Source organism: Priestia koreensis (assembly GCF_022646885.1).
Taxonomy (GTDB): domain Bacteria; phylum Bacillota; class Bacilli; order Bacillales; family Bacillaceae_H; genus Bacillus_AG; species Bacillus_AG koreensis_A.
Genome location: NZ_CP061868.1, coordinates 2,165,345 through 2,185,666, shown reverse-complemented (window position 1 = coordinate 2,185,666; position 20,322 = coordinate 2,165,345). Strand labels below are relative to the sequence as shown.

25 protein-coding genes are annotated in these 20,322 nt (G+C 35.0%); 18 read left to right on the top strand and 7 right to left on the bottom strand.

Annotated elements, in window-relative coordinates; translation table 11 throughout:
- Positions 1 to 383: 383 nt before the first annotated feature.
- A complete protein-coding gene (locus IE339_RS11005; protein WP_242175941.1) occupies positions 384 to 602 on the top strand; it encodes a hypothetical protein in 219 nt (72 codons plus the stop codon).
- A 404-nt stretch (positions 603 to 1,006) separates the two neighbouring features.
- On the opposite strand, the gene IE339_RS11000 is transcribed toward IE339_RS11005, so the two are convergent.
- Positions 1,007 to 1,792 carry an SDR family NAD(P)-dependent oxidoreductase gene (locus tag IE339_RS11000; protein WP_242175940.1) on the bottom strand — a complete coding sequence of 262 codons (786 nt, stop codon included), beginning with the start codon at positions 1,790 to 1,792 and terminating at the stop codon, positions 1,007 to 1,009.
- Between the two features lie 353 nt (positions 1,793 to 2,145).
- On the opposite strand from IE339_RS11000, the gene IE339_RS10995 reads away from it, so the two are divergent.
- Positions 2,146 to 2,535 (top strand): MerR family transcriptional regulator, encoded by a 390-nt coding sequence (locus IE339_RS10995; RefSeq protein WP_242175939.1) that lies wholly within the window; start codon positions 2,146 to 2,148, stop codon positions 2,533 to 2,535.
- 180 nt (positions 2,536 to 2,715) lie between these two features.
- Here the strand turns inward: IE339_RS10995 and IE339_RS10990 are convergent, their stop codons facing one another.
- Positions 2,716 to 2,880 carry a hypothetical protein gene (locus IE339_RS10990; RefSeq protein WP_242175938.1) on the bottom strand — a complete coding sequence of 55 codons (165 nt, stop codon included), beginning with the start codon at positions 2,878 to 2,880 and terminating at the stop codon, positions 2,716 to 2,718.
- Positions 2,881 to 2,978: 98 nt separating this feature from the next.
- Positions 2,979 to 3,221: a hypothetical protein gene (locus IE339_RS10985; RefSeq protein ID WP_242175937.1), complete on the bottom strand. Its 243-nt coding sequence runs from the start codon at positions 3,219 to 3,221 to the stop codon at positions 2,979 to 2,981.
- 838 nt (positions 3,222 to 4,059) lie between these two features.
- On the opposite strand from IE339_RS10985, the gene IE339_RS10980 reads away from it, so the two are divergent.
- The 5 genes from IE339_RS10980 to IE339_RS10960 all read left to right on the top strand — a co-directional run bounded on the left by IE339_RS10980 (position 4,060) and on the right by IE339_RS10960 (position 7,764).
- On the top strand, positions 4,060 to 4,779 hold the full coding sequence (locus IE339_RS10980; protein ID WP_242175936.1) for a response regulator transcription factor: 720 nt from the start codon (positions 4,060 to 4,062) through the stop codon (positions 4,777 to 4,779).
- On the top strand, positions 4,776 to 5,873 hold the full coding sequence (locus IE339_RS10975) for a sensor histidine kinase (protein WP_242175935.1): 1,098 nt from the start codon (positions 4,776 to 4,778) through the stop codon (positions 5,871 to 5,873). The genes IE339_RS10980 and IE339_RS10975 overlap by 4 nt, the downstream gene beginning before the upstream one ends.
- A gap of 210 nt (positions 5,874 to 6,083) precedes the next feature.
- Positions 6,084 to 6,422 (top strand): hypothetical protein, encoded by a 339-nt coding sequence (locus IE339_RS10970; RefSeq protein ID WP_242175934.1) that lies wholly within the window; start codon positions 6,084 to 6,086, stop codon positions 6,420 to 6,422.
- A 29-nt stretch (positions 6,423 to 6,451) separates the two neighbouring features.
- Positions 6,452 to 6,793 carry a hypothetical protein gene (locus IE339_RS10965; protein ID WP_242175932.1) on the top strand — a complete coding sequence of 114 codons (342 nt, stop codon included), beginning with the start codon at positions 6,452 to 6,454 and terminating at the stop codon, positions 6,791 to 6,793.
- A gap of 431 nt (positions 6,794 to 7,224) precedes the next feature.
- Positions 7,225 to 7,764, top strand: coding sequence for a hypothetical protein (locus IE339_RS10960; protein ID WP_242175931.1), 540 nt, complete (start codon positions 7,225 to 7,227; stop codon positions 7,762 to 7,764).
- A gap of 168 nt (positions 7,765 to 7,932) precedes the next feature.
- On the opposite strand, the gene IE339_RS10955 is transcribed toward IE339_RS10960, so the two are convergent.
- A complete protein-coding gene (locus IE339_RS10955) occupies positions 7,933 to 8,082 on the bottom strand; it encodes a hypothetical protein (RefSeq protein WP_242175930.1) in 150 nt (49 codons plus the stop codon).
- 308 nt (positions 8,083 to 8,390) lie between these two features.
- Between IE339_RS10955 and IE339_RS10950 the strand changes: the two genes are divergently transcribed.
- The 4 genes from IE339_RS10950 to IE339_RS10935 all read left to right on the top strand — a co-directional run bounded on the left by IE339_RS10950 (position 8,391) and on the right by IE339_RS10935 (position 10,672).
- Positions 8,391 to 8,897, top strand: a complete 507-nt coding sequence (locus IE339_RS10950) for an SF0329 family protein (RefSeq protein WP_242175929.1) — start codon at positions 8,391 to 8,393, stop codon at positions 8,895 to 8,897.
- 162 nt (positions 8,898 to 9,059) lie between these two features.
- On the top strand, positions 9,060 to 9,386 hold the full coding sequence (locus IE339_RS10945; RefSeq protein ID WP_242175928.1) for a hypothetical protein: 327 nt from the start codon (positions 9,060 to 9,062) through the stop codon (positions 9,384 to 9,386).
- Positions 9,387 to 9,784: 398 nt separating this feature from the next.
- A complete protein-coding gene (locus IE339_RS10940; RefSeq protein ID WP_242175927.1) occupies positions 9,785 to 10,138 on the top strand; it encodes a hypothetical protein in 354 nt (117 codons plus the stop codon).
- Positions 10,139 to 10,300: 162 nt separating this feature from the next.
- The gene (locus IE339_RS10935) at positions 10,301 to 10,672 is read left to right on the top strand and encodes a DUF4288 domain-containing protein (protein ID WP_242175926.1); all 372 of its coding nucleotides are present in this window, start codon (positions 10,301 to 10,303) and stop codon (positions 10,670 to 10,672) included.
- Between the two features lie 88 nt (positions 10,673 to 10,760).
- Here IE339_RS10935 and lepB read toward each other — a convergent pair whose 3' ends face one another.
- The 3 genes from lepB to IE339_RS10920 form a co-directional block, all read right to left on the bottom strand.
- The gene (gene lepB, locus IE339_RS10930) at positions 10,761 to 11,303 is read right to left on the bottom strand and encodes a signal peptidase I (RefSeq protein ID WP_347342719.1); all 543 of its coding nucleotides are present in this window, start codon (positions 11,301 to 11,303) and stop codon (positions 10,761 to 10,763) included.
- Complete coding sequence (locus IE339_RS10925) at positions 11,281 to 11,478, bottom strand: hypothetical protein (RefSeq protein ID WP_242175924.1); 198 nt, start codon at positions 11,476 to 11,478, stop codon at positions 11,281 to 11,283. Before IE339_RS10925 ends, lepB begins: the two co-directional genes overlap by 23 nt.
- A gap of 79 nt (positions 11,479 to 11,557) precedes the next feature.
- Positions 11,558 to 12,745 carry an MFS transporter gene (locus IE339_RS10920; RefSeq protein ID WP_242175922.1) on the bottom strand — a complete coding sequence of 396 codons (1,188 nt, stop codon included), beginning with the start codon at positions 12,743 to 12,745 and terminating at the stop codon, positions 11,558 to 11,560.
- A gap of 346 nt (positions 12,746 to 13,091) precedes the next feature.
- On the opposite strand from IE339_RS10920, the gene IE339_RS10915 reads away from it, so the two are divergent.
- The 7 genes from IE339_RS10915 to IE339_RS10885 all read left to right on the top strand — a co-directional run bounded on the left by IE339_RS10915 (position 13,092) and on the right by IE339_RS10885 (position 20,016).
- Positions 13,092 to 13,979, top strand: a complete 888-nt coding sequence (locus IE339_RS10915; protein ID WP_242175921.1) for a LysR family transcriptional regulator — start codon at positions 13,092 to 13,094, stop codon at positions 13,977 to 13,979.
- A gap of 180 nt (positions 13,980 to 14,159) precedes the next feature.
- Positions 14,160 to 14,339, top strand: a complete 180-nt coding sequence (locus IE339_RS10910; RefSeq protein WP_242175920.1) for a hypothetical protein — start codon at positions 14,160 to 14,162, stop codon at positions 14,337 to 14,339.
- 78 nt (positions 14,340 to 14,417) lie between these two features.
- A complete protein-coding gene (locus tag IE339_RS10905; RefSeq protein ID WP_242175919.1) occupies positions 14,418 to 15,305 on the top strand; it encodes an McbB family protein in 888 nt (295 codons plus the stop codon).
- Positions 15,298 to 16,122, top strand: a complete 825-nt coding sequence (locus tag IE339_RS10900) for a nitroreductase family protein (RefSeq protein WP_242175918.1) — start codon at positions 15,298 to 15,300, stop codon at positions 16,120 to 16,122. Before IE339_RS10905 ends, IE339_RS10900 begins: the two co-directional genes overlap by 8 nt.
- Positions 16,112 to 17,080, top strand: coding sequence for a YcaO-like family protein (locus IE339_RS10895; RefSeq protein WP_242175917.1), 969 nt, complete (start codon positions 16,112 to 16,114; stop codon positions 17,078 to 17,080). The genes IE339_RS10900 and IE339_RS10895 overlap by 11 nt, the downstream gene beginning before the upstream one ends.
- Before the next feature lie 119 nt (positions 17,081 to 17,199).
- Positions 17,200 to 18,306, top strand: coding sequence for a YcaO-like family protein (locus IE339_RS10890; protein WP_242176166.1), 1,107 nt, complete (start codon positions 17,200 to 17,202; stop codon positions 18,304 to 18,306).
- 57 nt (positions 18,307 to 18,363) lie between these two features.
- Positions 18,364 to 20,016 carry an ABC transporter transmembrane domain-containing protein gene (locus IE339_RS10885; protein WP_242175916.1) on the top strand — a complete coding sequence of 551 codons (1,653 nt, stop codon included), beginning with the start codon at positions 18,364 to 18,366 and terminating at the stop codon, positions 20,014 to 20,016.
- Positions 20,017 to 20,322: the final 306 nt, after the last annotated feature.

The following is a 20,322-nucleotide window of genomic DNA, read 5'->3' as shown; positions in this document are numbered from 1 at the left end:
TTTCTATAGGGAACAGATCATTCCGAAATCTCTTTGTATTTTTTCTTTTTATCCTCTATATGTAAAAATCCCCGGAATCCGACTGGAGATTTATATTTATAGTGCACCTTATTTTTTAATTGAAATGATAAATAAAGTACATTTTTGAGGGGTTTTACTTACTTGTACAAATTTTTAAATCTATTTCTTCTTTACCAAGTTTGTCCTATGGAACGTAGGATTTTTTCACAATGCTTTGACATAACTGAGCTAGATACTCTTTTTTTCTCGTCTAGATTGCTGATAATAATTTACTTACCATAAATAAACAATTATTATTAAGAAAATGCTTGTAAGAAAAATTCTAACTATAGTCATGGAATTCTACAAGGGGTGGGGGATACATGATAAAAAAAGATGCCGATCAGAAACAAATAGAAGGGGAGAAGAACAAGAGTAGTCTGTTTTGGAGTATGTTCCTAACAGGTGGTTGGTCTTCTTTTGAAAAGGAATGGAAACATTCAAAAAGCGCATGGCGCACATTTCTTCTGTTTGCAGTACCAATTGTATGTTCAGGGATCATCATACTTCTCGCAATTGCAGCGAGTAAGGCATTTAATTAATAATCCTATACGAACTCCAATCTGTTTAAAGAATAGATAGAGTTTAGACAAATTTGTTCATTACATCAATAACAAATTTGAATACGGATTACTAATTAATAAAGTGGAAGGCGCTTATTTGAGTCATTTCCCATTTTTAACATCATAAAGGATGATCTCTTTTGCTTTATGATCTTGACGTTCTCTAGCACTTCAACTAAGCGTATTTGATAATGAAGAAACTCTCAAAAAAGCCTAATTTCTCATTAACAGAAATGAGAAATTAGACTTTGATTATTGCTCCGCATCGTTTTGTTTATTACTTTAAAGCAGTGTATTAGGTGTAGCCCTTAAAGAATATGCTTACTCATCAATTCTTATTTTTACGTACATCGTATGCGAGATGCACTTTTGATAAATTACACTCAGTCTTGCAGACGCGCTTGTTTAGCATGACGAGCGGCTTTTACTGTCTCAGGAGTAGTTCGATTCTCTATAGCTTTCTGTTTTGTTTCTTCGTCGCCGCCTATGACATGATCTTCATCGTTCATCAGTGCTTCATAGCCCTGTTTAGCAACAAGAACTTTATCATTTTTCTCTGAAGAGCCAATTTCACTAGAATCCATTCCCGCATTCGAATGAAAATTCGTATCTGTTGCCCCAGGCAGTAGAGCTGTGACCGTAACTCCTGTTCCTCGTAGCTCCTCACGCAGAGACTCTGCAAATGAAAAACCAAATGCTTTTGATGGACCGTACACAGTCTCATAAGGAGTTGGTTGCGTCGCAGATATGGATGAAACAATAAGTATTTTACCTCTACCATTTGGAAGCATGTGTTTTACTACTCGTTTTGCCATGTGAACTGTACCAGAGATGTTAATAGAGATGAGCCTTAGTTCATCCTCAAGGTCTGTTTCAGCAAAGGCTCCTCCAAGACCTATACCAACGTTAAGAACGGCAGCTTCAATTGGCCGATTCAATTCACTTACAAAGTTCCAAAAATCTTCGACTCCATCGTACTTTGCCGCGTCGGCTTTATGAGGATAAGCCTCTACTCCTAGATCGCGAATAATCGTAGCTGCTTCAAAAATTCGATCGCTTGATCCAGATATCGCTATATCGTAACCATTGTGTGCAAATTGTTTTGCAAGTTCAAGACCAAGTCCAGATGATGCTCCAGTAATTATTGCAAGTTGACGTTTTTCTGACATAAAATATTCTCCTCTCGTTTTTGAACGCTACCCGTACTAACCGTAAGAGTAGGGTAAATTTATGAAAAGTCCAGACAGATTTGATAGTTATCACAAGTTCTTTGATTTTGCAGGTTGCCAAAACCTTAGGTTGAAAAATGATAAGTCTGGCCGAAGCTTCTAATCTACTTCTTTCTCTATTGGATTGAATGATAAACCTTGAAGTATACTTCAAAGTCTTAAAAATAAGCTTTAATACCTAGTTATATTCCATTAATATCCTGTTTGGTGGTTTAGCATTTGCGTTAAAGTACACTCTAATGTTTATACTGTTAACACAATACAAGAATAAACTCATAAGTGAGGTTTGATTTATGACAGAGTATAATATTAATGAGGTATCAAAGATGATGAACATACCGTCTCATACCATAAGATTTTATGAAAAAGAAGGGTTAATACCTTTTGTAAAAAGAGGAGAAAATGGATATCGTATTTTTCGAGAAGAAGACCTTGGGTGGTTAGAATTTATTAGATGTTTAAAGATAACGGGTATGCCAGTCAATGAGCTTAGAGAAATCATCACACTTACTGTTAACGGTGAAGATACTTTTGACTTGAGACGGTCTATTTTATTTAATCATCTAGAAGTCTTAAAAGAACAACAAGTACAATTGGATAAGGCTTTTGAGAAAGTACATACAAAGTTAAAATACTTTGATAGGCTTGAAGAAGAATTTAAAAATCAACATAAAATACTATAAATATACATAATACAAATAACCTAATTTGGTGGGGTAGGTGAAGAGAGATCGCAAAGAAGAACTAAGGTCGCATCCACTACGTTAAAGTTGATAAGACGCGCCCAAACGTATTGTGTCACATCCCAAAAAGAACCAATTAGTTGAATTGGTTCTTTTTAAACATTATTACATTACGAGAAATTAAATATCTCTTAGTTTTTTCCCTAGATTTCCAGCCACAAGCACATTACTTGGAACATCCTTTATTACAACTGAACCGGCAGCAACAAATGAAACAGAAGTCCTTCCTCCGCTCAGTATTAGAAAAGCAATAAAATAACGCGTGTACTTCATGCGTTTGTTCATATCAACATTCCTCAAAAAGGAGTTACCAAAGTAAGGCGTAATTTATTAAACTATCCTCCACTTAACGATCTTGCAAGCTGTTTGAAGTGAGGGCTCGCCTATTTTAGATAAATCAATGCGTAGATTGCGAAAACTACACCACCGGCACCTAATAAGAATAAAACTATTCTTCTCAAAAATGATGGGAACATTCTATACAAAATCATGAAAAAAACGTCCGCAAAATCTGTTGGGATGCTTGTACCAGCAGATTTAACATCTTTCTTTTTTCCAAAAATTGCGATCCACGTGCAAACAAAACCTAAAATTACTACTGCAATTAAAAATATGATTTTCCCCAAAATTCCACTATTCTCCTTGTAAAAGTCACTCAAATACTTTATCAATTTTAGATGTCTTAAAGTCTAACATGCAGTCCTTGTATCTAGTGTACCGATCTCTTATTGCAACTAATGAAATTGATACCAAACCATATCCGCTGTCATTGTATGCGTGAAAAAGAGTTTTCCTACTAAATTTTCATTCATGATTGCAGAAACTATCTTTTCGTACAACTGAACAAGCAGTAATTGTATCGTCTTAATACACCTAATCATTGCTTAGTGATGCAGCATTTAAGCAACAGTTATTCTAATATGTTTGGTTTTTGTTTGTTTATCATTTGTAATAATTCAAAGGTTAGTTATGCACAAAGAAATAAAGAAATATATCAATAACCAAAAACCTATTAAGCTAATACAGATAAACAATCGAGATCCATAAGTTACCTCCATTATTTTCACAACAAAACTAATTTTAGCAAATTTCGGGTCTTTTTGTTTAAATACGATAAAAAAAGTGATAAAAAAATAAATATAGACATTGGGATGATTGCAGGGGGAGAAACTAGATAATTTGTTAAAATGAGAGAATGCCACACAAATCATTTTCGAGTAAGATATTACGCACATATTCAGTTTATAATAATATTAGTGGATGTTTCGATCATTAGCTTCTCACTTAAAAGTAACTGTTTTTACAAGTCTTGTTTTAAGGATAAAAAGAAATATTTAATAGCCTTTTTTTATGGTATCATTACTCCGATGACAGATAGACCATCAGAAAGACAATGCAAAAAGATACAAATATAAATTTACAACATAAGTATGTGAATATATGCAATCAAAGGATGAATCTGAAATGAGAGATGAACGAATCCTTTTAGTGGATGATGAACAAGGGATTTTAGATATATACGAAGTTTTATTAAGAAAAGAAGGATACCTCCAAATTGAAAAAGCCATGAATGGAAAAGCGGCCTTGGAGTTCGTTCGATCTTCAGAATATGACCTGATTGTATTGGATGTTATGCTTCCTGATGTAGAGGGATTTCACCTGTGCAATCAAATTCGCCAATACACGGAGGTTCCCATATTATTTGTGACCGCTCGCTCTAGTGATTTGGATAAAATCACAGGGTTAGGAATTGGTGGCGATGATTATATTACGAAGCCATTCAATCCATTAGAATTAATGGCTCGAATCAATGCCCAATTACGTAGACAGCGCGTATATACAACAAATCGTGCTGTTCAATCACAGGTATGGAGTTATGAGGGGTTAGTTGTAAAAAAAGATGAAGGACAAGTATTGGTAAGAGGCGAGGACATTCGATTTACTGCAAAAGAATTTGAGCTGCTTATCTTTTTTTGCGAGCATCCTCACCGGATTTTTACTGTCAATCAGTTGTATGAAAGTGTATGGAATGATGCCTCTTTTGGTGATGAAAAGACGGTTGTCATGCATATTTCAAAGTTAAGAAGAAAAATAGAGATTAACTACAAAAAGCCAGAAATCATTATTAATTTAAAGGGAATTGGGTATAAATTTATTCCTCCTTCAAAAGGAGAAGGGGAATGAAACTTTATTTACGAATAGGTTTATACATATTAACTCGCTTTTTGGTCATGAGCATAGTCTTGTCAGCGCTTGGTTTTATTCTAATGGTGTTTACTTATAATACGCCTCCTGTGCTTGGAATGGACAAATTTAAGGAAAACATCATCTTTATCACCCTATTTATTCTCATTAGCCTTTCTTTATATGTTGTTTTCTTTATTTGGTATATAGGGAAGCCGCTCATTTATGTCATGAATTGGATTAAACACCTGGCAAATCATGAAGAATATCAAGCATCAATGCGCAAGGCTTCTGAAATTAAGAAAAACGAGAAATTAAAAAGACCATATATGTTGTATCAAGAAGTATTTAATCATATGGAGCAATTGACGGATGTTTTACAGGAGAATGAAATAGAAAGAGAGAAGCTTAATGAATTTAAGCGAGAGTGGGCAGCAGGTATTTCACATGATTTAAAAACGCCTTTGACCTATATTAAAAGTTACTCGACGATGATGGCAGAAAGCGAGTACACATGGAGTGATCAAGAAAGGAACACATTCATTCTAGAAATACAAAAGAAATCTCTGCATTTGGAAGAGTTAATCAATGATTTAAATCTTTCTTTTCAAATGGATGATAAAAAAATTCCATTACATAAAGAACAGCAGCATTTTGTTGAGTTTGCAAGAAGGATTATTGCGGAAGTTGCAAATGATCCACGTTCACAGCAACAACATTTGCGTTTTTTAACGTCTCAAGAGGATATTCAATTTGCGTTTGACTCTAAGTTGTTGAGGCGTGCTTTATACAATTTACTAATAAATGCGGTGATTCATAATCCTCCCGATACAACGATCACTCTTTCAATAACGATCGATCACCAGCTGCGAGTCATGATTAGAGATAACGGAATAGGTATGGATAAGCAAACACAAGAACGCCTATTTCAGAAGTATTACCGAGGTGGTACGACCGAACACCAATCGGAAGGAACTGGTCTTGGTATGTTAATTTCCCAGCAGTTAATTAAAGCGCACGATGGTGAGATACATGTAACAAGCAAATTAAATGAGGGAACATGCATTGAGCTGACATTTCCTTTAAATCATTAAGTCTCCTAATTAGGGAGGCTTTTTTAGTGTGCATAACGAGGTTGAGACAGCTGCTGCAAATTTTACTTTGAATGGATGGTATGTTTACTCAGATTTTACTTTTGATTGCTATAGTTTGTTTAGGGAAACGATCTTATCCGATAGGGACATTCGATTTTAAAACAAGATGCAAGAAAAATTTAAAAAACAAGAATGAGGGAGGAGAAATAATTGAACGCGTTACATCGTACGTTAAATGAAGCGATTACATCCAATTCGGCTAATCCAGCTCTTACAATATTAATAGAAGATTATACTCGATATCATTTCATCATGGTTGTATTTGGTGGCTTGTGGGTCTTACTACTTGGAGGGTTAAGTATTACCTTTCTAATGAAATTTAAGCGTACACCGAAGCTCCATCCTTTAAAATGGGGCTTTGAAAAAAAGGTGTACTTTTATTTTGGGATATTAAGTAGCTGCGTGGCACTGTTCATGCTTTTTATTGTAGTAGCAAATACAACAAACGTGTTAGATCCCGTACATGGATTTTCGTTATTAGTTAAATAGGATTTAAAAGAAGAGAAGGAGACTCCAAGATGAACGAATTGCGACATACGATTAGTGAATGGATTGTATTAGGAAGTGAAAAGATGCCACCTATGCTGGTCGAACATATTTATGAAAAAGAGAGGTTTCTCGCTACAAAAGCCATTATTTGTGGAGTGCTGTTAATTATATTTGTCTTACTTTCTAAAGTTATTTGGACGACATTAATAAAGAGAACTCGAGTAAATCAAAAATGGAGATTAAAAGAGACAATATATTTCGTTTTGGGCATTACTACGGTGTGTTGTTCGTTGTTAATGATGGTCATCGTTATCGCTTGTACACAAGGATCACTCGCTCCTATCACGTTATACGTAACAAGCTTACTATAATAGCAAAAAATCTTTTTTATCTGAGGAGAGAATTCATTTTTAAAGACTTTAACACAAACGTATGTTTGTGTTAAACTAAGTAGTGGAGTTAGCGATTGTTTTAAAGAAAAATTGCGAATTATAATGATTGTGCGTACTGGTACTATGCGCGTCTGCCAAACACTATCTTCATCATAGTGTGCTAATATTCGCTGCCAATTCTAGAACATCCTATCAAAAGCGGCCGTTCATTTACATGAGTTGCCGCTTTTTAAGTAGTGGTTAATAGCTTTTCTCAGTTCTATTTTATTAGCAATGATTCTACTGCTTCTCTAGTTTCCAAAAGTTTTTCATTAAAGTATACTGTGTTTACAATCTCATCCAACCGAAGGCTTTTGATCCATTAAGCGTATGTATCAATTTAACTTCTTATTGAAGAAGGGAAAATCAAAATGGATTTGTTTTACTCGCATATTGAGCAATTGCAAATGGATCTGTTATCTATGAAACCTAACGATATAGACGAAAAATACCACTTGGTTTGTGCAAAGTTATCAGGGGAATTCATCGCAAATGCAATTAAAGATTTAGATTTATCACTTTATACTTCTGATTTAAGAATGAAATTAGAAAGAGATTTGGCTAATTTAGATCAAGGTGTAAAAGCGATCTATTTTGAGTACGACATGGATAATTCATGGGAAGGGGCATTTTATTTTTGTTTAGATTATGAACCTCTAGAGAAAGAAAGTGACGATTGGGCATCAAATTGGGATTATTACCTTGAAGACCCTTCGTGTAAGCCTTTTAGTGATATCTACATAAATATTGGTGGTTTGGAAGATGAAGATGAAGCGGGAATTACGTTGTACTTAATAACTAGAACAATTATGGCCTTTATTTCAGCAACTGAAAAACTGAGCGTTAACATCCCTCTATGTATAGCCTTCCACGATCAGGATCAAGTGATGAGGATTGCTGCTTATGAATGAATTTACCATGTGAAAATAGGGACAAAACTTTCAATGAGGACTTTAAGAAAACAAGGGTGGATTTACATCATGCAGGAAACTTAAAGGGGGAGTAAGGGAGCCTACAAGCTTTTTGTCTGCGAGGCTTCCACATTAGTTCACCGCATAGCGGTGTACGTTTATTTCACATTACATTTCTCTCGTTCCTAATGCGTTAAGCAGTGCTGAAAAAATATCAATGTGTTCACTTAACTGACCACTAATTTTCACTAAAAAAACAGCAATAACCAATAAACTTATTGTAGTTATAATTTTTAATAACAGATCAATTTTTTCCAATTTTAAACACCCCTTTTGATTATACATCATACAGTAAGCAGCTAACTATTTAAATAGCTTTTTTGTGTAGGATTTGTGAGAGGTATAGCAACGATGAAAAAACAAAGAGATTACGGTTGTTCAAGCGATTTCTCACTAAAGTTACATAGGATGAAAACCACTTTTTATAAGTTGGCGAAGAAATGGAAGTTTAGTAACTAGGGGAATAATGATGAAATATGAGATTGGAATTATAGATCATGATGTTTATGAGAATAAGCTTATTTGAAACCCAGTGTGAGATTGACATATAGGAAGGATTTTAAAATATGATGTGGTCAAAGTTACGAAAGAAAATAAAAGAGTTTATCACACCTGAATTAAAAGATAGAATTGATATTCACTGTACATCTTATCGGAATGCTCACGATAAGGCTGATGAAGTATGGATAACATTAGATGGAGAGAAAATATTTGGCGGAGGCTTTTACCATTGGTTAGCGGCTCCGTTTCCGAGTGAATCTGATAAAGAGGTTGCAAACAGCTACGAGTTCTATAAAGAATCTTTTAATCTACAGCTAAAATCTAGTAGGGCTGAAGAGCTTTTAAAACTAGGTATACACGACACCTATTACATTACTAGCAACCTATGGAATTATATAAACACACCTTACGAGGAAGCATTCGCCTCTAACAATCCTATCTATAAAGCCTTTTCGTTAATTGACCGACGTTTAGGAAAAAGACGATTTGATAAAATTCAGCTTGATGAAAATGAACATCCTTTGGTGATCCTTTTTTACAATGTAAGAAAACCATATTTTCAAAAGTCCTAACACAAAAATAGCAACTGACCTTAATTCAGCTACTACTTTTTATGCTTTTTCATGGTCTAAATGGGTTTAAAATGTACGGCTTCTACCTGACATCTAATAGTTGCGCTGATTAAATAATATGCAACCTTAATTTGAGATACAATTAGTAAGTTGGGATGTAAAGTGTTAATCGCTTTTCCCTGTCATCAATTAAGTTTGGTAGGTGAAATGATGTTAAATAAAGAATTGACGTTTGAAATGTTTAAGTACTTCCTTGAATGTTATTTTAATATGAGTGCCGACTACAGTGAATTAGAAAAAGTTATTACTGAGTTTAACTCAGATGAAAGTATTGAGAATCGCAAAAAATTGCGAGTAGAGTTAGAGTCCATTACTAAATTAGCAGAGTGGGAAGCTGTTCAAAAATTCATTTTAAAAAATGGTATGAGAAATATGGATGAAGACAGAACAAAATGGTTTATCAGGGTTATGATAGATCATGTAAAATGACTGCTGAATGAACCATTACCTGGAGTGGACCGGCAATCTGACGTACAGGAAAGAACATCAGGCTTACGACTTAAGTTAATTAACCGAGTTCTTTCGAAGAAATCTTCATACGAAGAAATCACCGGTAATGTTTGTACGATGGAGATCAAATATGATGTTACTAAAATTGTATTTGAGTATGCTTGGGAAGGAGAATTAGATCACTGCTTCATTGAAACAGACGAACTGAAAAAGATTTTTATGCTTTGGGATGAAGCGATTGAAAGGAAGTATAGAGCAAGCAACTGATATAGGCATAAGAAAATATAGGGGAATTAAAAAAGAAGTACATAAAGAAAAAATTTGGTTGTAAAAGCAAAATAGACTTTTCTCGTATTCAAGAAAGGTGGGGTAACTATATGAAGTATGACATTAGCATTTATATGCACGAAATGGGTTTTCTTACTATTGATGTACCAGACCAAATTTTTTTAGTTCATGATTTAGTGACATCAGATATACAAGAAGGAGGGGCAGGAATTTGGCTGGAAGTAATTAATAAAGTCCTTTCGAAAGAATCTTCCTATGAAGAAATAACGGGGAATGTCTGCACAATGGAAGTAAACTATGAGGTGACCAACATTATATTTGAATATGCTGAAGAAGGCGAAGAAGACCATTGTCTCATTGAAACGGAGGAATTAAAACAGATTTTCATGTTGTGGGATGAAGCGATTGAAAAGAAGCATGGAGAAAATAGCTTCTATCGTTAAAATGGGAGGCGTATGAGCCAATTCATCATATGAAAGGTAATACTCCTAAAGGCTAAAATTCTCTATGTTCTGGCGCTACGTATGTAGCAGAAGATACGGTGGTATATAGAAAAATCAAAGAAATTAATCATATTAAAACTCAAAAGTAGAGGGAGATTTAACGTGTCTGGTGAAAAACCAAAGTGGTTCACAGTTGCTCTTTTATATGAATCAGTCATTGAAGGAGAACCAATTAATTTAGACAAAGAGTATGACTCATCCAATAATGTTTATGAAGAAAGCCATCTATTGGTAAAAGCGGTTTCATCTGAAGAAGCTATAGCTCTTGGTGAAAAAATTGGCTATGAAAATGAGCACCACTACAAAAATCAGTATGATCAAACAGTGTACTGGAAGCTCGTAAAAGTCCTTGATTGCTTCGAATTGCTCGATGAGGAATTCAAAACGGGAACCGAGTTGTATTCCCGATTCGTTTTAACGCCAAAGGAAAATAGCACCAAAGATGTATTAAAAAGATTTTTTCAAGAGGAATGAAAAAACGCTGTCTAGGGTATTTAACAGCGTTTTTAGATTTAAGTATTGTGTTTTTTGATGGGAGAAGCCCTCTAAATATACGTCTTCTTTATTTGCCCACAAGCCCAACATCTTTTAAAGGCCAGACGGATAATTTTGCTTTTCCTATTATCTTACTTTGAGAGATCGGTCCAATACTTCGGCTATCGTCGCTAACGGGACGGTTATCACCTAATACGAATAAATCTCCCTTTGGAACTTTTATTTGAGGGTAATCCTCGGTAAATTTACGTGCTTTCCCATATTTATTCGCAAATGCCTTTTTGCCTTCTTTTAAATAGGCTTCCTTACACGCCTTGCCGTCTATAAACAAAGTATCATTCTTTATTTCAACGGTTTCGCCTGGAAATCCGATCACCCTTTTTACATAATCTCTTCCATCTGGGGCATGAAAAACGACAATGTCAAATCTCTTGAGATCACCGATTTTTGAAAGAATTAATCTTTCGTTGCTATGTAAAGTTGGGTCCATCGATTTCCCATTGACTATAGTTGGAGCAAATACATAACTTCGAAGAATAAAAGCAACGATGACAGCGATCCCTATGCTTTTCACCCATTGCCATATCTCAGATTTTTTCTCTTTTTTCACTGCCACTAACTCCTTTAAAATCGATTTTTATATTCTTCATCATATCATAAAATGGTATATTTTGTATTTCAGAAATCTCTAGCACAGTAATTTCTTTCGCTGCAAAGAGCGTTTTACGTAATCTTGTTCTTTTACCACAAGGAATTCTTCTAAATAGACCACATGATAAATACATAAAGAAGCCCCCGTTTGTCATAAACGAGGGGCTAATTAATGAGGAGCAAGAAAAGCGTTGTCCGGTTTCTAATGATTCATCAGGCAACCTGTTTCTTTTCTTTTCGATCGTTCGGTAAAAAGACAGCAATAAGAGCGCCGACAAGGGGAAGAATGGAGAGAATCGTGAACACGGTTGTCACACCAAAGATATCCGAGATTTTCCCCATAAAAACAGAACCAATTCCTCCTGCTCCTACACCAAACCCAATCGCAAGACCGGAAGCTAAACCAATGTTTTTGGGAAGCATGCGCTGCATGAAAACAACGCTAACGGAGAAGGAAGAAAGGACGCTAAATCCGAATACGAGTAAAACAAGAACTGACCAAACTCCATCTACGTAGGGAAAGACGAGGGCAAACGGCGTAGCAATTAGCATAGAGCCAACTAGTAAACGCTTCATGCCAAGTCGATCTGCAAAAACGCCCCCAAAGAATGTTCCAAGAGCGCCAGCCCCGACAAAAACGAAACTTAGAATTTCAGCCTGTTGGATCGACAGGTCGTGCAGATAAAATGGCAAAAAGACCACAACGCCGATCTGACACCACGAACGTAGGATGATGACACAGGAAAGCAGAATGGCTCCTACGTAGTTGTTGTTTCCTTTTAGTTGTTTTTTACTATCGAGTTTAGCAGACTCTAGTTTGTGATTTAACCACGGTAAAATCTGTCCGGTTAATCCAAGTGATAAGATGGCGACAGGAATGAGCCATAGCAGTCCGTGAATTCCTGAATGAATGATATACAGTGAAACAACCAATGGTCCTAAAGCTTGTCCTGAATTTCCACCTACTTGAAAAATAGCTTGAGCGAGACTCTTGTTCGTACCGGACGCAAGGTGGGTTGCCCGTGATGCTTCTGGATGGAACGCACCAGAGCCAAGTCCAGAAATCGCAATAAATAGAAGTAGCCAAAGAAAAGATGGTGCTATGGCGGTCAAAGCAAGCCCCATAATGGAGCAGAACAACCCGAGTGATAACAGCCAAGCTCTAGGCTTTCGGTCTGCAAACACACCAAACAGCGGCTGAGAAATAGATGACGTTAAATAAGAGATCAAAACCACTAAAGTCGATTGGGTATAATTGAGATGAAACGCATTTTTGTAGAACACAACCAATGCCGGTACCATTCCTGTGGTAACGAGATCATTTAAAAGGTGTGAACCACTAAAAGTAAAGATTCCTCGTTGGTAAATCGGTTCTTTGCCTTGAATAATTGATTCAGACATGTTTTTTCCTCCTTTATCTTAAAAATCATTTGATGGGTTCATGCTTTACTAAGTTTTTTTAATAAAGGTCTCTTCCGTACAAAGGAGTCATTCGTTTATATAGGAATAACAAGAAGGATCGCCTTATTCGACATAGTAGATAAAAGAGGTAGGAAATACTTAGGTTATAAAGCTACATTGATATGTATTTTTTCGAAATACAGAAACAGTAATCCCTTCAATTTCATACACAAAAGCACAGGTTCCAATCATCTTTTCTCTACGTTTACATTACTGCTATACTATTCTTAACACAAATATATCTTTTTTGTGTATTCATAAATTAAAGTTATGAGTGGGTGAATAAATGAATTTACATACGCTGCGCATTTTTACGAATGTCGCCAAACTCGGAAGCATAACCGAAACAGCGAGACTGCTACATATTAGTCAGCCTGCTGTCACAGCTCAGATTCGAAAGCTAGAAAAGGAGGTAGGAATCAAGGTAATTACTAGCAAAGGGAGAGGAATTCAACTCACAGCGGAAGGTAAATTCCTTTATGAGCAAGGATTGCGTTTATTTCATTTAGAAGAGCAGATTGATGAAAAATTGAAGACATTTCTGGAGAAGAAGGAGAAAGTGCAAATTGCTTCTAGCTATATCGTAATGAACTATATTTTGCCTTCCATCATTTCCGGTTATAAATTGGAAAATCCAGACGTCGATCTCTATATATCGTTAGGAAATGTGGTATCTGTTGAGCGCCGCATCTTAAATTATGAAAGCGATTTTGGCTTTGTTGTGCAAAATAACATTGGCCATGAAGATTTATACTTTGAGAAACTAATGGACGTTCCCTTTTGGTTTGTTGTGCATCCATCACACCCTCTAGCTAATAAAGAGGTATCCATTTTTGATGTGAGCGAGCACGACTTCATTTACAGAGAGCCAGGTAGTTCAACGCTTGATTTATTAGAGTCGATTTTCTATGCTCATAATTGTCCGTTGCCAAAAATCGGGTTGCAAATGCAAGGTTTACCTGAATCAGTGAAAGTTGTGGAGGCTGGTTTTGGTGTATTGCTCGCACCAGCCTGTAGCGTAGATGAATTATTGGCACAAGGAAGACTTTCCCGAGTCTTTGTGGAGAACGTAAAAGTCAATCAAAGTTTATTTATGTGTACGAGGAAGACAGATGGGAGCGATCATCCATTTGTCCACTATTTAAAAAAGAATCTAACTAAGTCAGAGGTATAACGCTCTGGCTTTTTTTGTATGGATGAAGGAATTTTATTAAAAAACTGGTCGATCGTTCTTCCCAAAGATAATCATAGTTTTATCATCCTAACATTATATTTCGTAAAATTTTAAATTATCAGAAATATATTATTGAAATTTTTGGAATAATGCCTTATATTGGAATAGGAGAGGAAAGGGGTGAAGAATACTATGGTAGTAATTAAAAATGGCGGTGTAAAACAACCATTAACATTAAAAGGTAGCCAAAACCAATTTGGAGTAGGTGCTGGTACAAGCAAACCTACAGCAGTTGCAGGTCCACCAACAGGAGGAAGATGTATCAGTGGTGGTGGAGCAGCTAACGTAGAAGAGAAATAAATTGAATTGCTAGGTAAAAGACAAGTTACTATACTTTGTGACTTGTCTTTTACTCTATTTAGGGAAGGAGAGCAGATAGTGAGAGTAGTTCAAGCAGATGATTATATAATTAATAGTTTTATTCTTCATGAATTAGGATTTGATGAGGTAGTAGTTCAAACCGACCAAAGTATTGTACGAATTCACAATGAACAGCTACAAAAGGTTATCTATGACTGGGATACTAAAGCAGGTTCGACTTTTAATTCAGATGCGTTACGCAGTACTTTTGGTGATTCCTATGACGATTTACTTGAGTTTCTAGAAATTAACCATATTATTAAAAAGCAAATAAAGCCTAATTTTAGTTTAAGGAGTATCCAATTTATTACCAATAATTCAGTGGTTTTTGACATGTTTCATCATATTTTTGATGACTACCGTACTGAGTTGAAATGCACTTATACATATGTTGAAAATTTAGATGAAGCTACTATTGAAATAGCAGAAGATCAATTGTTAGTTTTATTTCTAAATCCCTACAATAAATCATTTATGGTAAAGCTTCGGGATCAGGTGAAAAACTATGATAATGTGCATACTCTTTGCGCCTATACATATAACGGTATTTTTTACATGGATGCACTTTACAATGCGCGTTTAAAATCTCCTTGCCACGTATGCCATATTTCTTCAATTGAAACAAGTATTCGAAATCAAGATTTAAGCAACGTTACGTATCAACACATTATTGACAGTATTTATCTGGAAGAATCACTGTTTGATGTACATATGCCGTTAACGAAGTTAAACGCTTTAACGGTTGTTAATCTTATTGGAAATAGAATTGAGAAGCTCATTATGAATCATACCAATAAAGAAGTCGCTATTGAGCACTTCTTACAATGTATTTCCTATAAATTTCATAACCAAGAACTATGTGTCGACTTTCCAATTCATTGGGAATTGTGTGATTGCTATGAATAAATTTTACGAGGATTCGTTCTATGATCAAAAGATGAAAAAGGACTATTTTCAAGATGTTATTTTAGATAAAACGCTATTGAATGATGTTCTTAAATTTCATCAGTCAACAACATTTTATGGACATAACTACTACACGGCTAATGAAAATGACGAATTACTCCTCACCTGGATGAAGTCTACTGAGTATACGGATGTGTTGCCAAACTTTGTAATAGAAGAGGTTGAGTTTGATGAGATCCCCCTCAAGCGTAAGGCTAGTATGAGAGACTTTGATAAAGAATATTGTATGTCAAAAAGTAAATTTGGTCATCTATTAAACGAAGCATTTGGACGTGATGACACAAGCTTTTCTAAGCGATATCCTTCTGCTGGTGCGCTATACCCTGTATTTCCAGTTATATATATTTTTTCTCCTGATGCTGCTGAGGGCTTATCAATGGGATGTTATGTTTTTGATTCACAGAAGATTCGGTTGTTAAAAATAAAAGATTTTTGTAGTAAAGATATTGCTACTATATGCTCTGCTATTTCTGATGACGCTTTTCCTTCTTACTTGGCCATAGGCTATGCCATTGATTTAAAAAGAGCCGTTACCAAGTATAGAAGGCGCGGATATCGACATGCCTTAATTGAAGTTGGATTAATGGCCCAAAGCTTTAGAGAAGCGTGTCGAGATGTTGATGATGAACTTGGAGAACTGTGCTGGTCAGGGTTTAGTGACCACCAATTGGCTCATGCTTCAGGTTTAAATCCACGATTATCACCAATTGGTTTATTACAGTGGTTTGGAAGGGCACGCGATAAAAATGATATTTGAAACAATGGATAAAGGAACTATTAGCATACCTAACTCTATTTTTTTAACAAACCCGCTTTATCTTTCTCATGTACGACTAGGGAAATTAATGCTTGGAAATAAGCTTAGTCCAGATGGTGCCAATTCGTTAGAATATGGAAAGATATTATCTATGAAGAAAGCATTTTCTGAAGCCATTGAGCGTCGGAATTTATTGCTAGGCGGCGTAACGAAAGATCAAAATAATGATGTGCTTGTATGGGACATTTTAAATAAAAAAGAAGCTAAGTTGCCATTTCACGTAACCACATATTCAACTAAACTTCCTTATATCATCGATACGACTGGAGGGGCAGCGCACTTTGACAGTAGGATAGCGGTTAAAAAAGGGATGCTAGAGCTTCTAGAGAAAAATGCGATGTTCTTGTTTTGGTATGGTAGGCAGGGGAAAAAAGGCGTATTTGAGGACTTTTTTTCTGAAATGCCGATTTATCAGTACTTAGTTCATGCTAAATATGATATTCAATTTTTTATTAATGATTTCTTTTCACCGCTTAAAGTGGTATTTACCATTTTAACTCGTAATGGTGAATATGTTTCTGGAGGTCTTGGCTCAAATGTTAGTTATCGAACAGCGCTTGAGAACTCTTTCAAAGAAGCCTATTTACTAGGATGGCAAAATGAAGAACATAAATTTTTATCCCAACACAATCCTCATATTATTGAGTCGAAAAAGCAAATTTATGTGGATATAACACAGGAGCAATTGAACCATATTAAACATTTTGCTGCTTTGCCAGAGTATATAAATGATGATAGTAATGATGAAGAAATGGATGTAATTAAAGATCTAGCTACGTTCTTGCCAAAATGGATTAAAAGCATGTATGTGATTCCGTACAAAAACAAGCTATATCCTAAATTGAAATATGTGAAGGTTTTTTCTTATGATTTAATACAATCATGTTCCTTACAATAAGTATATTAATGTCCAACAAAGCATTAACAAGTACACGTTAAAGTTATCACAAGAAGAGCTTGATCAAATACCAGATTGCATCTAAGAAATTAATAAATAGGGTGATTGTAGTAGTGAAGATGAACTTTAACCATCAGCAACAATTTCATATAGTTCGTGGACTCTTTCAAAGAGAGCCTAAAACAATTAATGTTATTCCTCGGCATTTAAAAGCCGGCGTTGGAACGTCCGTCAGCCATTCGACTAAGCAAGCTCTTAGGGCTGCATACGGAGAGCATATTGAACGATCAACTTTTCTATGTGACTCTAGCTATATTAATAAAGAAACAATTCCTGCATTTAATTTGTTAACGGGGGAGCAATCGCTTGTTAGTGCGGAAAAAATCCTTCTTTATAGAGGAAATAAAATAAAAGACAGAAAAACGTATGCTGATAGCTGCGGAGCAGGATTTCACTATCGTTCCTTCAATAGTATTCAAAGTGCCTTTTTGGAGTTTTTTGAAAGACAATCTCTCATTTTCAATTGGCTAACCGAATCTGGAGGAACATTTGTTGATGTGGGAAAAATACAGGATTTCGGTGTAAAAGAAGTGGTTAAAAATGCTTATCAGTACACCGATGAAATATTTTGTTTTAACATCTCTTTACATAAAAACGTATACGTTATTTTAACTCTTGCCTTTGGAAAACACCATTTTGGTATTGGGTTAAAAGCCTCATGGGACATCCACGAAGCGATTAAGGGATCTGTTGAGGAGATGTTTCATGATTTCACACCTTACTACACGAAGCATCATCTTGAGGATGATTATAACCTCAAACTTAATACGGATATAGAGGTGGGGGAAATAAAGAATGATCCACTGTTTTACAGTCTTCATTTTCATTCGACCCAAACGTCAGAGTCTCTGCGCCAAAACTATCAGTACCTGTTTTTGAAATCCGATCGAATGGATGAGGGTGAATTTTTCAGAGCTGGAATCGTTGTAGATCAGAAAATTTTCATGCAAAAACTTAAAGAGGTTTCCAAAGATTTGAAAATGGAGTTATTATGTTGTTTTCTTAAAAATACTAAAATAGATAAAGCAAAAGTCGTGAAAGTGTTCTCCAATCAGGGATACCCTCATATGAACACGACTTTGTTTAACCCTCTTGACTATGAAATTTCAAAATTTTCACGCACAGATCAATTTCCTAACGCTTATCAATCGATCCCTTTTCCGTAAAATTTTTGTAAGGGGATACTGACATTTAATAAAATCGTACGGCTTAGGTGATGCATAGTGACAACGATAAAAACATTAATCAAAGAAAAACTGAGTACAAAAGTAGTTATACTCATTATTTGCTGCTTCTTGCTTTATATTATCAATTGGTTGTGCGTATCAGCCACACCGTTTTTAATCGGGAAATTTATTGATGATGTGATTCAAACAAAGATCGGTATCAATATTTTTTATATTTATATCTTAATTGGGCTTTTGGTTTTAGATATTGTATCAAACTACATCAGTAACATTTTAATTACAAGGCTTACTTCCAAGTTTACCTTTCATATGAGTTTTAGCGCTCTGCAGCATCTCAAGAAGGTCAAATTAGAGCACTTCTCACAAAAAAATGCGGCCGAGATTAGCCAGCAAATTAGTATGGATTCTGATCATGTATCAGAATTCTTAATAAGTAGCGTATTTCAGTCTGTAGGTAGTTTGTTATCACTAGTTTTATGCGTATTTTTCACTTTTCAAGTAAATACAAACTTGGCCATTATTATACTTTGTTTTGTACCGATTTATTTAGCTTTTTACATTGTAACAAGGAAAAAGATTTTTGCGCTGAGCTTTGAATACAGTGAAAGCCAGATTAAGTTTTTTTCAGATATGAATCATCAATTAAGTAACATTAAAATTATTAAAATAAATGCGTGGTATAACACACTCAATCCAAAGTTTAAAAAGAGCTTTCAACAATTGTACGAAACAACTATGAAGTATTCCAAGTTTGCTTACTTATATAATAGCGTGGATAAAATTACAAACAGCATATTATCTATCATCATTATTATTTACGGAGGGTATTTGTTGTTGCATAATCAACTGTCCATCGGTGGATTTGCCATTATTAATTCTTATGTAGGTATGATTAATGGAAGCGTCAGCTATTTTTTTAATTTCTTTAAAAGCTATAAAGATGTTTCTGTATCAAAGGAGAGGCTCGAAAATATCTTTTTACTTGAAAAGGAATTAAATCATCAGCGTCCATTAAAAAGCATTGATACTATTGCAATTGAAAATGTATCTTATCAGTACCCTGATGCGACGTTTCCTATTGTAAATAGCGTTCACTATACCTTTTCTAAAGGAAATATTTATTTACTTCAGGGGGGGAACGGTTCTGGTAAAAGTACGTTTTTAAATGTAATGTTAGGACTTCACAGTGACTATAATGGTCATATTAAATACAACGGTGTAGAAATGAAGGAATTAGATTTATACCATATGAGAGAGCATTTAGTAAGTATGGTTGAACAGGAGCCTATGTTAATTAGTGATACAATCTTGAATAATTTAACGTTAGGTACTCAACATGACATAAGTGATGACGTTGTCCATGACTATTGCAAAGACTTCGGTTTAGATTATTACATTCAGTCTCTACCCGAGCAATTGCATCATCACATAAACCATTCATCCACGAATTTATCAGGGGGACAAAAGCAAAAGCTTTCTCTTATTCGCAGCTTCTTAAAAGAAGCTGACTTACTCATTTTAGACGAGCCTACATCTGCTTTAGATATACAGGCGATTATAAATCTTAAAGAGTATCTCCTAAGTATAAAGCAGAAAAAAATTATCATTATTGTATCTCATGATGAAAGGCTAAATGAAATCGCAGATCAGACGATTCAATTTAACCATGCTGTACTGCAGAACGTTTAGCATATAGGGAAAAACAAAAATTAGGCCGATTTTTGATACTGAAATAAATAAATTAATTAATCCAAAAGCGCTGATTCTAAGCGCTTTTTTCTTTGTTCTATGTATGAATACATAAATAAATGATGCAAGTACCATTTAAAATTCAAGTTTGGATTAAGCAACAACCTTTATTAGATTAGATATATATAGGGAAGGGACTTTTTTGTTACATTAAACAGCTGTCACAAAACCATATGATCACTATTTTACAGAAGAATCAATACTGAACCTTCATTTTCTAGAATTGACTTTCTTGTAGAGGGTTAT